The 14,136-nt window shown below is 65.7% G+C and carries 10 protein-coding genes; 1 reads left to right on the top strand and 9 read right to left on the bottom strand.

What is annotated here, in order from left to right; genetic code table 11:
* Positions 1-51 precede the first annotated feature (51 nt).
* Positions 52-885: an aldo/keto reductase gene (locus tag HZF03_RS10745; RefSeq protein ID WP_179906301.1), complete on the bottom strand. Its 834-nt coding sequence runs from the start codon at positions 883-885 to the stop codon at positions 52-54.
* A 30-nt stretch (positions 886-915) separates the two neighbouring features.
* Positions 916-1,821, bottom strand: a complete 906-nt coding sequence (locus tag HZF03_RS10740; protein ID WP_119018790.1) for an intradiol ring-cleavage dioxygenase — start codon at positions 1,819-1,821, stop codon at positions 916-918.
* Positions 1,822-2,051: 230 nt separating this feature from the next.
* On the opposite strand from HZF03_RS10740, the gene HZF03_RS10735 reads away from it, so the two are divergent.
* On the top strand, positions 2,052-3,320 hold the full coding sequence (locus HZF03_RS10735; protein WP_119018791.1) for a serine hydrolase domain-containing protein: 1,269 nt from the start codon (positions 2,052-2,054) through the stop codon (positions 3,318-3,320).
* 95 nt (positions 3,321-3,415) lie between these two features.
* Here the strand turns inward: HZF03_RS10735 and HZF03_RS10730 are convergent, their stop codons facing one another.
* The 7 genes from HZF03_RS10730 to HZF03_RS10700 form a co-directional block, all read right to left on the bottom strand.
* Positions 3,416-4,861, bottom strand: coding sequence for a hypothetical protein (locus HZF03_RS10730; RefSeq protein ID WP_119018792.1), 1,446 nt, complete (start codon positions 4,859-4,861; stop codon positions 3,416-3,418).
* A 103-nt stretch (positions 4,862-4,964) separates the two neighbouring features.
* A complete protein-coding gene (locus tag HZF03_RS10725) occupies positions 4,965-6,503 on the bottom strand; it encodes an AMP-binding protein (RefSeq protein WP_119018793.1) in 1,539 nt (512 codons plus the stop codon).
* A gap of 178 nt (positions 6,504-6,681) precedes the next feature.
* Positions 6,682-7,461: an enoyl-CoA hydratase/isomerase family protein gene (locus HZF03_RS10720; RefSeq protein WP_119018834.1), complete on the bottom strand. Its 780-nt coding sequence runs from the start codon at positions 7,459-7,461 to the stop codon at positions 6,682-6,684.
* A gap of 120 nt (positions 7,462-7,581) precedes the next feature.
* The gene (locus HZF03_RS10715; protein WP_165858138.1) at positions 7,582-9,564 is read right to left on the bottom strand and encodes an acetyl/propionyl/methylcrotonyl-CoA carboxylase subunit alpha; all 1,983 of its coding nucleotides are present in this window, start codon (positions 9,562-9,564) and stop codon (positions 7,582-7,584) included.
* On the bottom strand, positions 9,561-11,183 hold the full coding sequence (locus HZF03_RS10710; RefSeq protein ID WP_119018795.1) for an acyl-CoA carboxylase subunit beta: 1,623 nt from the start codon (positions 11,181-11,183) through the stop codon (positions 9,561-9,563). Before HZF03_RS10710 ends, HZF03_RS10715 begins: the two co-directional genes overlap by 4 nt.
* A gap of 239 nt (positions 11,184-11,422) precedes the next feature.
* On the bottom strand, positions 11,423-13,027 hold the full coding sequence (locus tag HZF03_RS10705) for an AMP-binding protein (RefSeq protein WP_119018796.1): 1,605 nt from the start codon (positions 13,025-13,027) through the stop codon (positions 11,423-11,425).
* A 169-nt stretch (positions 13,028-13,196) separates the two neighbouring features.
* Complete coding sequence (locus HZF03_RS10700) at positions 13,197-14,063, bottom strand: beta-keto acid cleavage family enzyme (protein ID WP_119018797.1); 867 nt, start codon at positions 14,061-14,063, stop codon at positions 13,197-13,199.
* Positions 14,064-14,136: the final 73 nt, after the last annotated feature.

The raw sequence follows: 14,136 nt of genomic DNA, 5'->3' as shown, positions 1-14,136 counted from the left end.
CCAGAAAGTGCATGCGCAGTCGGCGTGTTTCGCCCTGCCCGCGCTTTGCACTCACAGCATCGGCAGGCTGGCGGGCTCCGGCCCGAGCGGACAGGCCTGATCGATTGCGTCGATCTCCTCCTCGCTGAGCCGTAGCGCGAGTGCCGCCGCATTGTCCGCCGCGTGGGACGGATTGCCGGCCTTCGGAATCGCAAACACCGACGGCCGCCGGGTCAGAAACGCCAGCGCCACCTGCCGCGGCGTCGCGCCATGGGCGCCGGCGATGCTCTGCAGCAGCCGGCCCGCCGCGCTACGCGGCGCCGGGAATTCGTCGTGACCGAACGGCGAATACGCCGTCACCGCGACACCGTTAGCCTCGCACCACGGAATAACTGTGTGCTCGATCGCCCGTTCGAGCAGGTGATACAGCACCTGATTGCAGGCGATCTTGCCGTCGCCGGCGATCCGGTGCAGCTCGCGCAGGTCGCCGGCGTCGAAATTGCTGACGCCCCAGGACAGGATCTTGCCGGCGGCGACTAGCTCCTCGAACGCCGCGACCGTCTCGCTGAGCTGATAATGCCCACGCCAATGCAGCAGATAGCAGTCGAGCCGATCGGTGCGGAGCCGCGCCAGCGAGCGCTCGCAGGCCGCAATGGTGCCTCGACGGGACGCGTTGCTCGGTAACACTTTCGAAACCAAGAATACTTCGTCGCGCCGGCCGGCAATCGCCTCAGCGACCAGCGGCTCGGCGTCGCCATACATCTCGGCCGTATCGATGTGCGTCAGGCCGAGATCGAGGCCGCGCCGCAGCGCGGCGAGCGCCGATACGCGGTCACCCTGGTCGATATACCAGGTGCCCTGCCCGATCGGCGCAAGCTTCGGCCCCATCCGGCCGAATCTGCGCATGTCCCCAGTCACCATCCACTCCCATCACGATCACGCCGTGCTGGCCATCATCGGCCGCGGCGCGGCGCCTTGGCCCGGCTTCAGCCGGAACTCGTAGGTCATCAAATGCCACGGTCCCGAGGCTTCGCGCCCGTCGGGCATCACCGCATCGTTGCGCAATTCAACGTTCGAAATCAGCTCGTCCTTGACCCCGAAGACGACGTCGGACTCGAGATATTTATCACCTTCAATGAAAACATGGGTGACCAGCGGCTCGAAGCCAGGGGCGCTGACCAGAAAATGCACGTGCGCCGGCCGCATCGGGTGCCGGCGGGCCGCCAGGATCAGGTCACCGACCGGGCCGTCGATCGGGATCGGGTAGCTGCACGGCAGGATGGTGCGGAACGCCACCCGGCCGTCCGCGTCGGTCGCGAACCGCGCTCGCAGCGACGGGCCCTGCTCGGCATAGCCGGGTTTCTGAGAATCGTAGAAGCCGTCGTCGTCGGCATGCCAGACATCGACCGCCGCGTTCACGATCGGCGCGCCGTCGAGGTCGGTGACACGGGCCGTGACATACATCGGCTCACCATCGACGCCTTCGGAGATGTCGGCGCCATGCGGCGTCGGTTTGTGCTCGCCGACGTAGAATGGGCCGAGCACCGTCGTCTGCGTCGCGCCGGCGCGGTCGCGGTGATTGACGGCATCGACCAACATCGAGACCCCGAGCACGTCCGACAGCAGGATGAATTCCTGCCGGCTCGGCGTGCATTTCTGCCCCGTGCGGGTGAGGAAATCGATCGCCTTCTCCCATTCCTCGAAGGTCAGGCCGGTGCGGCGGACGTAGTCGTGCAGCGAGCGCACCAGCTCGCGCATCAACAGCTTCATGCGCGGATCGGGTGTTTCGTCGAAGCTCTTGACGACCGCCTCGGTGAGGTCGGTCTCGTCGAATTGAGGCATGTCCCGCTCAATGGTCGTTGGAGAGGCGGCGACGGTACACCATGCTTCCGGCCGTGGTAAGCACCGCCACGGAAGGCGGGCATGCATGGACGGACAGACGCCGGTGCATCTTGCGCCGCATGGCGCCGATAGAACGCGTCACGGTTTTCCGATATCAAGGGCGCCCGAGCGAACCATCTCAGAATTCGGGACCGTCAACCGGACGATCCACGATCTTCAGGAGTGAAGCGATGCCGAGCCAAGCCGCACCAGCCCAATCCTCGACGCCGACCATCGGATCGGCGGCCAGCGCCGGCATGTCCGAGGCCGCGCTGCGCCGGATCGACGATCATCTGCGGCGGCTGTATCTCGATTCCGGCAAGCTGCCCGGCACCCAGACGCTGGTGTATCGTCGCGGCCAGATCGTGTACCATTCGTCGCTCGGCTTCGCCGATGTCGAACGCAAAGTCGCGGTGCGCGACGACACCATCTTCCGCATCTATTCGATGACCAAGCCGATCACCTCGGTGGCATTGATGATGCTGTTCGAGGAAGGCCGGGTACAGCTCGACGATCCGGTGGTTAAGTACATTCCGCAATGGGCCAATCTCGGCGTGTTCCAGGCCGGCATCGCGCCGTATTTCCTGACCAAGCCGCCGGCGCGGCCGATGCAGGTGGTGGACCTGCTGCGCCACACCTCAGGCCTGACCTATGGCTTCCAGAATCGCACCAATATCGACGCCGCCTATCGCGACAAAGGCATCGGCGCATTCGAGAAGGCCGGCACGCTGGATTCCTGGATCGCCGACCTGGCGCAGATCCCGCTGGAGTTCTCGCCGGGTGACGCCTGGAATTACTCGGTGTCGACCGACATCGTCGGCTACATCGTACAGAAAATCAGCGGCATGCCGTTCGAACAGTTCGTCAAGCAGCGCATCCTCGACCCCCTCGGCATGACCGACACCGACTTCTACGTGCCGGCCGCCAAAGCGCAGCGGCTCGCCGCCTGCTACACTGCCGACGGCAAGGGCGGCATGACGCTGTCGGACGATCCGGCGACCTCGAGCTTCCTGAGCCCCCCGGCGCTGATCTCCGGCGGCGGAGGCCTGATCTCGACCACCGCAGACTATCTCACCTTCTGCCGTGCGCTGCTCAACGGCGGCGAACTCGGCGGCGCCCGGCTGATCGGACCGAAGACGCTGAAGCTAATGACCAGCAATCATTTGCCCGGCAATCGCGACCTCACTCAGATGTCGCTGTCGATGTTCTCCGAAGCCACCAATGCCGGCATCGGTTTCGGGCTCGGCTTCGCGGTCAACATGAATCCGGCGCAGACACTGCTCCCGGGCTCGGCCGGCGAATTCTATTGGGGCGGCGCCGCCTCGACGGCGTTCTGGATCGATCCGGCCGAAGAGCTGATCACCATCTTCATGACTCAGCTCATCCCCTCCAGCGCCTACCCGATCCGCCGCGAACTGCGGACCCTGGTGTACAGCGCGATCACAGAGAGTAATCTGTAGACTGCGGCCTACCCTCTCGTCATTGCGCGGAGCGAAGCGACGAAGCAATCCAGCTCTGGACTCGAAACTGGATTGCTTCGCTCGCAATGACAAAGTTAATCGCGTACATGCACCACCGCGATATCGTCGGCATAGAGCCGACGCCAGCCCGGGCGTTCGTCCATCTGGCGCACGGCGGCCGCGCTCGGCGGCAGCATCGTCGCATCGATGTCGTTGCCGGTGAGCATGCGGTCCAGCGCGGCGGGATCGCGCCCCGCGGTGGCGCGCATCATATCCATCACCCGCGCCTCGCCATACAGCTCGGCGCGGCCGTCGATGAACACCGGCACGTGGCGTGAGATCAGATAGCCGCCGAAGATGTAAGCGTTGAAGATCCGCTTGGCGCCGTGTGCCTGCACGGCGGCCAGTGCCCGCTCCGGCACCTGGGGCTCGTCGAAGCGATAATGCAGCCGCGGCGCCGCGGCGATCGTGGCGGCGATGATCGCGATCACCGCGACGACGCCGGCCCAAGCCGGCGGTGCCAGATCAGGCTTTGCTTCGGCCGACTTGCGCCCAAGCCCGAGCTGCAGCGCCCACGGCCGCGCCGCGATCATCGGGACCAGCAGCGCGTAGTGCTCAATGCTGCGGACGTGCGCGAGCGCCATATGCACCAGGCCGAGCACCAACAGCAGCCGCGGCCACGGCAGCGTCAGCCCGCGCGCCAGGGCGATGCCGAGCAGCGCCAGCAGGCTGGCTTCGAAGGTGCCGAATTTGGAGAAATCCGACGATGCCCACTCGCCGAGCGTCGACAGCACTTCGCCGAGGCTGAGGATCTTGGTGGCCGCCAGCAGCGTGCCCAAGCCGTAAGGCGTGGCGCAACAGGCGGCGACGGCGGCGAGGCCGAACGCGGCCCAGCGCAGCGCCAGCGACAATCGCCGTTGCGGTTCGGCTTGGCGCAGCGCTTCCACTCCCACCGCGCCGATCAGCATCAGTCCAAACACGAAGCCGCCGTGCAGATTGGCCCACAGCACCATCACCAGCAGCAGCGCCCAGGGCGGCGCGGCCTTCCGGTCGGCGGCATCGATCAGGCCAATGAACCAGGCCACCATCACCGGCAGCGCCAACATGTGCGGCCGCGCCAGCACATGCGGCATGATCAGCACCATCGCGGCGAGCGCCAGCGCCGCCGTCACCAATGCCGAGGCGTAACGCTCAAGATAGGCGGTGAACATCGCCAGCGCCGCCGCGACCGCGAGCGCGGTAACGATCACCGGCCCAGCCCAGCCGGCCTGCATCGCCAGCGCGAAGATCACCTGCGCCAGCCACGAGCTCGACTGCCAGGGCTCGCCGGCCTTGCTGAATGAGAAGCTGTCGACCGTCGGCACCGTGCCGTGCGCCAGAATCCAGCGCCCGGTTTCGATCTGCCAGTAGCTGTCGGAATCCTGCAGCAGGCTGTCGCCGAACAGCAGAAGGAAGACGAGCACGCCTGTGCCGACCAGCAGCGGCAGCACGAAGCTGCGCGCGCCGGCGGTCTCGGTCAAATGGATCGCCGGAACGGTCAAGCTGCGGTCTTTCCGATCGGGAACAACGATAGCCCGATCGAACCACAACCGCCGATAATATCCGGTAAAGCCGCCGGCCCCGGCGTTCAGAGTTTGTTAACTCTCAGATCTTGCGCTCGCGGCCCTGCCAGAACGGATCGCGCACCGCGCGGCGCAGCAGCTTGCCGACCGGGCTCTTCGGCACCTCGTCGATGAACCGCACCTGCTTCGGCACCTTGTAGCTCGCTACCCGCTCGCGCGCGAAAGCGATCAGTTCGATTTCCCCGGCACTCGCGCCGGCGCGCAGCGCCACGAAGGCCGCGACGCTCTCACCCCATTTGTCGTCGGGCAGCCCGACCACCACGACCTCACGCACTGCCGGATGCGCCGCAAGCGCGTCCTCGACCTCGCGCGGATAGACGTTGTAGCCGCCCGAGACGATCATGTCGGAGGTGCGGTCGACCAGGTACAGATAGCCGTCGTCGTCGAAGCGACCGACGTCGCGGGTGCGCAGCCAGCCGTCGGGCAGAAACATCTGCGCGTTCAGCTCGGGCGCGTTGTAGTAGCCCTTCATCGCGAACGGCGTGCGCAGCGCGATCTCACCAGCCTCGCCCGGCGCGACCTCGTCGCCCGCTTCATCGACCAGCTTGACCTCGCAGTCGATCGACGGTCGGCCGCAGGACGCGAGCCGCTGCTCAGCCTTCGGTCCGACGTGATCGGCCTGGGTCAGATGGGTGATGAAGATCGGCGCCTCCGACTGGCCGTAATACTGCGCGAACCGCGGGCCCCACAGTTTCAGCGCCCGCTGCATCACCGGCCGCGGCATCGGCGAGGCACCATAGATGATGCGCTTGACGCTCGAAAAGTCGGCCTGCTCGATGCCCGGATGATCGAGCAGCATGCCGATCATGGTCGGCACCAGATTGAGCGCGGTCGGCTTCCAGCGCTCGACCGCGTCGAGGTAGCTCGCCGGCGTGAAGCCCGGCAGCACCGCGGCAACGCCGCCGCGCAGCCAATACGGCACGATGAAACAGCCCGAGGCGTGGATCATCGAGGCGGCGTGCAGCATCACGTCGCCCTCGCCGACCTCCATGTTGATCAGCACGTTGGTGGCCATCGCCGCCCAACTCGCCTGGGTGTGCTCGACGGCCTTGAGTTTGCCGGTGGTGCCCGACGTGAAGATGGTGATGACGATGTCGTCCGGCTCGCAGCGCCGCGCCGGCGGCGCATCGGATTGGGCCTTGGCGAGCTGCAGCAGATCGTCCGCGTCCGCGCTGCCGATGCTGATCAGCTTGAGCCCCTGCATCGCCTGCGCCAGCTCTCGGGCGCGGTCGGTCAGGTCGGTGCCGTGGATCAGGATGTTGACGCCGGCACCTTCCAGCATCTGCTGCTGCTCGACCAGCGACAGCCGCGAGTTCAGCGGCACCCGCGACAGCCTCGATTTGACGAAGCCGAAATCGATCGGGAGCGTGTAGATCGAATTGTTCAGCAGCATCCCGACCCGGCTGCCGACATCGAGCTTGAAGGTGTCGATGAAGACGTTGGCGATGCGGTTCGACAGCAGATCGACCTCGGTGAAGGTCATGCGCTGATCGCCGAACATCACCGCCGTCTTCGGCCCGTGATATACCGCGCCGCGCCGGATCATCTCGGATGCCAGCATCGTCGTTCCTCCCTCGCTTCGCGCCCGCCGCTTGGGTGCGGCGTGGCTGTTAGGTCGTCGTCCTCTCAACGAGTCATTCCGGGGCGCTCACGAAGTGAGCGAACCCGGAATCTCGCCGCCACAACCTCGGGATTCCGGGTTCGCGCTCCGCGCGCCCCGGAATGACCGCCTGCGGCGGTCACTTCCCCGGCCACACCGGTTTGCGCTTCTCGGCGAATGCCTTCAGGCCTTCCTTGGCATCCTCGGTCATTGCCAAAAGCGCGATCTGGCTTTCGGTGTAGGCGATGCTCTCGTCGAACGACATCGCGGCGATCGCGCGCATCGCGTATTTGCCGCGGCGGATCGCAGTCGGCGATTTGTCGGTGAGCCGCTTCGCAAGCCAGTCGACCTTGGCGTCGAGCTCAGCCGCCGGCACCACGTAGTTGAGCAATCCGGCCTCTCGCGCCGTCGTCGCATCGAACGGCTCGCCGGTCAGCGACCATTCGGCGATCAGACGCCGCGGCGCGATGTCCTGCAACAGGCTCATCACCTGCATCGGGAACACCCCGACCTTCACCTCCGGCAGGCCGAACACAACGTTGTCGGCAGCGACCGCCATGTCGGTCATGCACAGCAGGCCCATGCCGCCGGCCATGCAGGTGCCGTTGACGCGGGCGATCGACGGCTTGGTCGCGTTCTGCGCCAATCGCAACAGATCGGCGTAGTCGACATTCGGCTTGGAGAAATCGAACGAGAACGCCGCCCCGGTGGATTGCAAGTCGGCGCCAGCGCAGAACGCCTTGTCTCCGGCGCCGGTGAGTACGATCACCCGCACCTCGGCGTCGTCATGCGCCTGCTTCCAGCCGCTTGTAATGCCCTCGACCACACCGGCATTGATGGCGTTGCGCTTGTCGGGACGATTGATGGTGATCCAAAGCGCCTGATCGCGCTTCTCGATGATCACGGCGTCATTGCTCATGTCCATTATCCTCGGTCTTCGTCATTGCGAGCGCAGCGAAGCATCCAGCGGCGTGCACGGCGCTGGATTGCTTCGTCGCTTCGCTCCTCGCAATGACGGGGCATGTTGGGTGCTCAAAGCTCAAGACGTCGCCTCGATCTCGGCGACGATGCGGCCGGCGGTGACCTGCTCGCCTTCGGCGACATCGATCGTGATGATGCCAGAGCCAGGCGCCGTGTGCACGTGCTCCATCTTCATCGCTTCCAGAGTCAGTACCGGCTGGCCCGCCTCGACGCGGTCACCGGCCTTCACCAGCACCGCGACGACGCGGCCGTTGAGCGCCGCGCGCAGCTTGCCGTCGCCGCCGCCACGCGCCGCGCTTTGCGGCGCCGCGCGGGTGAGATCGACGATGCTATTTTGCACGCCGAGCCGCTGCACGAACAGCCGGTCGCCATTACGGTGGAAGACTGCTGACTCGCCGAGCCCCTGCGCCTGGAAGCGGATTCTACCAGCGGACAGCTCCTCGATCACGAAGCTGATCGATTGCCCCTCGTGGCTGACGACGTAGCTGCCGTCGCGCTCACGCACCACTTCGCAGGCCTGCTCCACCCCGTCGAGTTCGAACTTGAGCCGGGTCGGAAACACTGCCGCGAGCGAGCGGCCGGGCCGATGCGGCGGCGCGTAAGAATCGGTGACGTAGAGCAGCAATGCGGCAACCGCCGCTGCCGGCACCACATCGTCCGGCAGCGACCGGACCAGTTCATCGCGATGCTGCGCGATGAACGCTGTGGTCGCCTCCCCGGCCACGAACGCCTTGTGGCGCAAACAGGCGGCCAGGAAGCCACGATTGGTGGTGACGCCGAATGCGATGGTGCCGTCGAGGCCATGGATCAACTTGCGCCGCGCCTCGTCGCGACTGGCACCGACCGCAATTACCTTGGCGATCATCGAGTCGTAGTACGGCGGGATCTCGGCGCCAGATTGCAGCGCGTGCTCGACGCGCAGCTCCGGCGGCATCCGCCACAGCGCCATGCGGCCCGACTGCGGCATGAAGTCGTGGTCGGCATCCTCCGAACACAACCGCACCTCGATGGCGTGGCCTTTGAACGTCACGTCGTCCTGGCGCAGCGGCAGCGGCTCGCCGGCGGCGATCCGGAGTTGCAGCTCGACCAGATCAAGCCCGGTGATCGCCTCGGTCACCGGATGCTCGACCTGCAGCCGGGTGTTCATCTCCATGAAGTAGAAGTTGCCTTCGGCGTCGAGCAGGAACTCCAGCGTGCCGGCGCCCTCGTAACCGATCGCCTTAACGGCGTTCACCGCCACGGTGCCCATCTGCTCGCGCAACGCTTCCGACACCGCCGGCGACGGTGCCTCCTCGATCAGCTTCTGGTGCCGGCGCTGCACCGAGCAGTCACGCTCGCCGAGATGAATGCCGGCCCCGTAGCGATCGCCGAACACCTGGATCTCGATGTGGCGCGGCTGCAGAATCGCGCGCTCCAGGATCACGGTCGGATCGCCGAACGCACTTTGCGCCTCCGAACGCGCGCTGCGCAGCGCGTCGGGCAGCGCGGCGGCATCCTTCACCAGCCGCATGCCGCGGCCCCCGCCGCCCGCCACCGCCTTGATCATGATCGGAAAGCCGATCCGCTCGGCTTCGCGGACCATCGCAGCGTCGCTCTGGTCCTCGCCCTGATAGCCCGGCACGCACGGCACGCCGGCCTTCAGCATGATCTCTTTGGCGCCGGCCTTGTTGCCCATTGCGGCGATCGATTCCGCCGACGGTCCGATAAAGACAAGCCCCGCATCGCGGCACGCCGCGGCAAAGTCCTCGTTCTCGGCGAGGAAGCCGTAGCCGGGATGCACCGCATCGGCGCCGGCGGTCTTCGCCGCCGCGATGATTGCAGGAATGTTCAGGTACGATTGCGACGGCTGCGCGCCACCGATCGCCACCGCTTCGTCAGCAGCGCGGACATGGGGGGCATCGGCGTCGGCGTCCGAATACACCGCAACCACGCCGTAGCCGAGCCGGCGGGCACTGCGCATCACCCGCAGCGCGATCTCGCCGCGGTTGGCGATCATGATCTTGGAGAAAGGCGTCAGCTTCAACATACGGGTCACACTCATGGCCGGGACACCGCGAACTGCATGCGCTGTGGCTCGCGCACTTCGCTTTCGCGGCAGATCGCCAGCACTTCGGCGAGCACCGCGCGGGTGTCGCGCGGATCGATCACGCCGTCGTCGAGCATCCGCGCCGAGGTCGCGAATACGTCCATCTGGCCGTTGAACACCGCGGTGATGCCAGCCTTCATCTGATCGAGCTTCTCGCGATCGACGGGCACGCCCTTCCGCGCCGCGCCGGCTTCGGCGACGATCGCCATGGTTTCGGCGGCCTGCTCGCCGCCCATCACCGCGGTCTTGGCGTTCGGCCAGGAGAAGCAGAACCGCGGATGGAAGCCGCGGCCGCACATGCCGTAATTGCCGGCGCCGAACGAGGCGCCGCAATAGATCGTGATCTGCGGCACGGTGGCCGAGGTCACCGCCTGGATCATCTTCGAGCCATGCTTGATCATGCCGGCTTCTTCATAGGCGCGGCCAACGATGTAGCCGGTGGTGTTGTTGAGATACAGGATCGGCGTGCGCGACTGGCAGCACGCCTGGATGAAGTGCGTCGCCTTGTTGGCGCCGGCCGGATCGAGCGGACCGTTATTGGTGATGATGCCGATCGCCATGCCGGCGATCCGCGCCTGGCCAACCACGGTGGCGGGACCGTAGTTCGGCGACATCTCGGTGAAATCGGACTCGTCGACGATCCGCGCGATCACTTGGCGCATGTCGACCGGACGCTTGTGATCCATCGGCATGATGCCGAGCAGTTCCTCGGGATCGTACAGCGGCGGGTGATAGCTCGCCGGATCCGGCCCGGGTCCGGAGCGGTCCCACGGCAACCCGGCCATGATGTCGCGTGCGATCCGCAGCGCGTCGCGGTCGTCTTCGGCGAGATAGTCGCCGAGGCCGGAAATCGAGGTATGCATCTCGGCGCCGCCGAGTTCTTCCTCGGTAGCGATCTCGCCGGTGGCAGCCTTGAGCAGCGGCGGGCCTGCGAGAAATGCCCGCGTCCGACCGCGCACCATCACGATGTAGTCGGACAGGCCGGTCTGATACGCCCCGCCCGCGGTCGACGAGCCGTGCGTCACCGTCACCACCGGCAGCCCGGCAGCGGACATCCGCGCCAGATTGCGGAAGATGTTGCCGCCGCGGACGAAGTCCTCGACGCGGTAACGCAAGAGATTGGCGCCGGCACTTTCGACCAGTTGCACGAACGGCAGCTTGTTCTCCAGCGCCAGTTCTTGAATCCGCAGCGTCTTGTCGAGACCGAACGGCTGCAGCGCGCCGGCGTCGATGCCGGAATCGTTGGCGCTGATCATGCAGCGGATGCCGGAAACATAGCCGATGCCACCGATCACACCGCCGCCGGGCACGCTCTTGTCGGCGTTGGCGGTGTCGAACATGTAGCCGGCGAGCGTCGACAGTTCGAGGAACGGCGTGCCAGGATCCAGCACCAGCGCGACGCGCTCGCGCGGCAGCAGCTGACCGCGCTTGTGGAAGCGCTCGGCCGAGCCTGCGGACAGCGTCCGCGCCCTCGCCTCCAGCATCCGCATCCGCTCGATCAGCGCCAGCATGCCGTCGCGATTGGCCCTGAAGCCCTCACTCCCCGGCGCTACGGTGGATTCGATGATTGCCATTCACGTTATCCTTGTCATCCAGAGCGCCCATCAACGGCTGCGTTCTGGAACCTCGTCGCCTCGTTGGTCATTCCGGGGCGCGACCGCAGGTCGCGAACCCGGAATCTCGGCCTTCACTTCTGTCATTCCGGGGCGCGCGAAGCGCGAGCCCGAAATCCATAATCACCGCGGGGAGTATGGATTTGGGGCCTGCGCCGCTGACGCGGCGCATCCCGGAATGACGAACTCTAACGCTGTGCTCACCCCGTCTGACCGAGCATGAAGTGATCGGTGAACTGATTGCGCAGCTCGACCTTGCGCAGCTTGCCGGTCGCGGTCATCGGCATCTCGTCGACGATGCGCAGCAGCTTCGGCACCTGGAAGCCGCCGAGATGCTTCTTGCAATGTTCAATGATCTCGGCCTCGGTCGCGGACGCGCCGGGCTTCAGCTTGACGAAGCCGGACACCGCCTCGCCCCATTGCGGATGCGGCAGGCCGACCACCGCGGCGTTCATCACCGACGGATGCGCCAGCAGCGTCTCCTCGATCTTGATCGAAGCAACGTTCTCCCCGCCGGACTTGATCATGTCCTTCTTGCGGTCGAGGAACAGCACCTCGCCGTGCTCGTCGATCAGCGCCAGATCGCCGGTGTGGTGCCAGCCGAATTTTCGCGCAGCTTCGGTCGCCTCGGGGTCCTTGTAGTAGCCAAGCATCACGTTGGGGCCGCGATGCACGATCTCGCCGACCTCGCCGGCCGGCAACAGATTGCCGGCATCGTCCATGATCGCGGTCTCGTTGACCAGCGTCGACTCGCCCCAGTAGTTGCCGAAGCGAGCGAGCTGGCGGTCCGGCTGCGACATCGTCGTTGCCGGATACATCTCGGTCTGCCCCGAGGGCTGCACGAAGGTCGGACACAGCTCGGCGATCGCACGCTCGAGCAGCGGCCGCGGCATCGGCGCCATCGTGTAGATGCAGCAGCGCAAGCTGGAGAGATCGAACTCCTTGCGCCGCGGATGATCGAGGATCACCTGGTACATCAGCGGTAGGCCGATAAACACGGTGAGCTTGTTGCGCTGGATCGCCTCCATGCAGGCGACCGGATCGAACCCGCGCATGATCGCCATCTGGCCGCCGACGATCAAATAGCTCAGCAGCAGCACATGGGCGGCGCAGTGGAACAGCGGAAACTGCCCGGTGATGCCGTCCTTGCGCGACAATTGCATCTCGATCGCGTTGCTCATCACCGCCATGGTGACCGCGAGATGGCAGTGCATCGCGCCCTTCGGCCGCGAGGTCGTGCCCGAGGTGTAGATGATCATCGCAAGATCGCGATCGTCGAACGAGACGTCCGGTTCGATCTCGGACTGGCCTTCGATCAGTTGATCGAACACCGGAAGCCCAGTATCGGCGGCCTTGCCGGCCAAGTTAATGGCGATGAGATCGATGCCGCGCGCTTCCAGCGCGGCGCGGCGGTCCGGCTGGCCGTACAGATTGTCGTCGATCACCGCGACCTTCACGCCAGCGTGGTCGAGGATGTAGCCCATGTCGTCGGGGCCGAGCATGGTGTTGATCGGTACCCAAACGAGGCCGGCGCGGTGAATGCCGAACAGCGCTTTGACGAACTCGATCGAGTTGTTGCAGACGGTCGAGATCTTGGCGCCCGGCTTCAGTCCGCGCGCCACCAGCGCGTTGGCGAAGCGGTTGGCATCGCGTTCCAGCTCGGTGTAGGTGACGCTGCGGCCACCATCGGTCAGCGCGACGCGGTCCGGAAACCGCCGCGCCGATTTGCGCAAGATGTCGCCGATCGCCACGCGGCCGATCCGCCCTGGTCCCGGCACGCCGCCGGTCGCTTCAAGACTGGTCATGGTTCACTCCCTCGGATGTGAGGCAGCTCTTCCGGCTGCTTGGTGATAGTGCCTGTCCGCCTGGTCATTCCGGGGCGCGAGCGCAGCTCGCGAACCCGGAATCTGCTACGCGCAGAACATCTCGGGATTCCGGGTTCGCCGCTGCGCGGCGCCCCGGAATGACTCGTGACTAATTCAACACGCCGAAGATCTTCCTCGCCTCATCCGGGCTCGCGATTTCGCGTCCGGCCCGCCGCGCACAACCGGCGATCTCTTCGATCAGTTGGCCGTTCGAGGTCACTTTCTCGCCGTTGGCGAGATAGAACGTGTCCTCGAGCCCGGTGCGCAGATGGCCGCCGAGATCGGCGCAGGCCTGATGCAGCGGCCAGATTTCAGCGCGGCCGATCGCGGTGACCTGCCAATGCGCTTCGGGTCGCTTCAGCTTGAGCAGGATCGGCAGCAGTTCGGGGTCGGCCGGCATGCCGGAGGCGACGCCCATCACGAAGTTGTATTCGAGCGGGCCGGAATACATCCCGGTCTGCACATACATGCCGACGCAGCGGACGATGCCGACGTCGAAGCACTCGAATTCGGGGATGGTCCCGGCGTCCTTCATCGCGCCGAGGAAGTCCGCGATCTTTTCGACCGAATTGTCGAACATCATCGGCGGCCAAGCCCAGCTATTGTCGGATTTCACTTTGAGATAATTCAGCGAGCCGGCGTTGCAGGCGGCGATTTCCGGCCTGGTTTCGCGGATGCAGGCCAGCGGGCCCTGATAGTTCGGCCCCGAGGTGCCGGAGGTGTGATTGATGATGATGCCCGGGCAAGCCTCGCGAATCGCCTGCTGGATTTCGCGCGACACGTCGACGTCCCAGCTCGGCAGATGGCCCTTGTCGGGCCGCTGATCGCGCAGATGGATATGAACGATCGCGGCGCCGGCGTTGTAAGCCGCCTTGGCCTCGCGGGCCATCTGTTCCGGCGTCACCGGCACATGGTGCTGCTTCGGATCGGTCAGCACGCCGTTCAGCGAGCAGGTGATCACCGCCTTGTCGCTCATTCGTTTCCAGCCCTTTCAGGTTGCTGTAGCGCCGCATGCGATTGCGACGCGAACCATGTTGGGCAGAATGATG

The organism is Rhodopseudomonas palustris (assembly GCF_013415845.1).
Lineage (GTDB): Bacteria > Pseudomonadota > Alphaproteobacteria > Rhizobiales > Xanthobacteraceae > Rhodopseudomonas > Rhodopseudomonas palustris_F.
The sequence above is the reverse complement of the archived record's forward strand: the minus strand, read 5'-3'. Positions and strand labels throughout refer to the sequence as shown.

What these genes read in the sequence shown, in the direction of transcription:
- HZF03_RS10745 (WP_179906301.1), bottom strand. Translation starts at nt 885, where the DNA reads ATGCGCAGATTCGGCCGGATGGGGCCGAAGCTTGCGCCGATCGGGCAG.
- HZF03_RS10740 (WP_119018790.1), bottom strand. Translation starts at nt 1,821, where the DNA reads ATGCCTCAATTCGACGAGACCGACCTCACCGAGGCGGTCGTCAAGAGC.
- HZF03_RS10735 (WP_119018791.1), top strand. Translation starts at nt 2,052, where the DNA reads ATGCCGAGCCAAGCCGCACCAGCCCAATCCTCGACGCCGACCATCGGA.
- HZF03_RS10725 (WP_119018793.1), bottom strand. Translation starts at nt 6,503, where the DNA reads ATGCTGGCATCCGAGATGATCCGGCGCGGCGCGGTATATCACGGGCCG.
- HZF03_RS10720 (WP_119018834.1), bottom strand. Translation starts at nt 7,461, where the DNA reads ATGAGCAATGACGCCGTGATCATCGAGAAGCGCGATCAGGCGCTTTGG.
- HZF03_RS10715 (WP_165858138.1), bottom strand. Translation starts at nt 9,564, where the DNA reads ATGAGTGTGACCCGTATGTTGAAGCTGACGCCTTTCTCCAAGATCATG.
- HZF03_RS10710 (WP_119018795.1), bottom strand. Translation starts at nt 11,183, where the DNA reads ATGGCAATCATCGAATCCACCGTAGCGCCGGGGAGTGAGGGCTTCAGG.
- HZF03_RS10705 (WP_119018796.1), bottom strand. Translation starts at nt 13,027, where the DNA reads ATGACCAGTCTTGAAGCGACCGGCGGCGTGCCGGGACCAGGGCGGATC.
- HZF03_RS10700 (WP_119018797.1), bottom strand. Translation starts at nt 14,063, where the DNA reads ATGAGCGACAAGGCGGTGATCACCTGCTCGCTGAACGGCGTGCTGACC.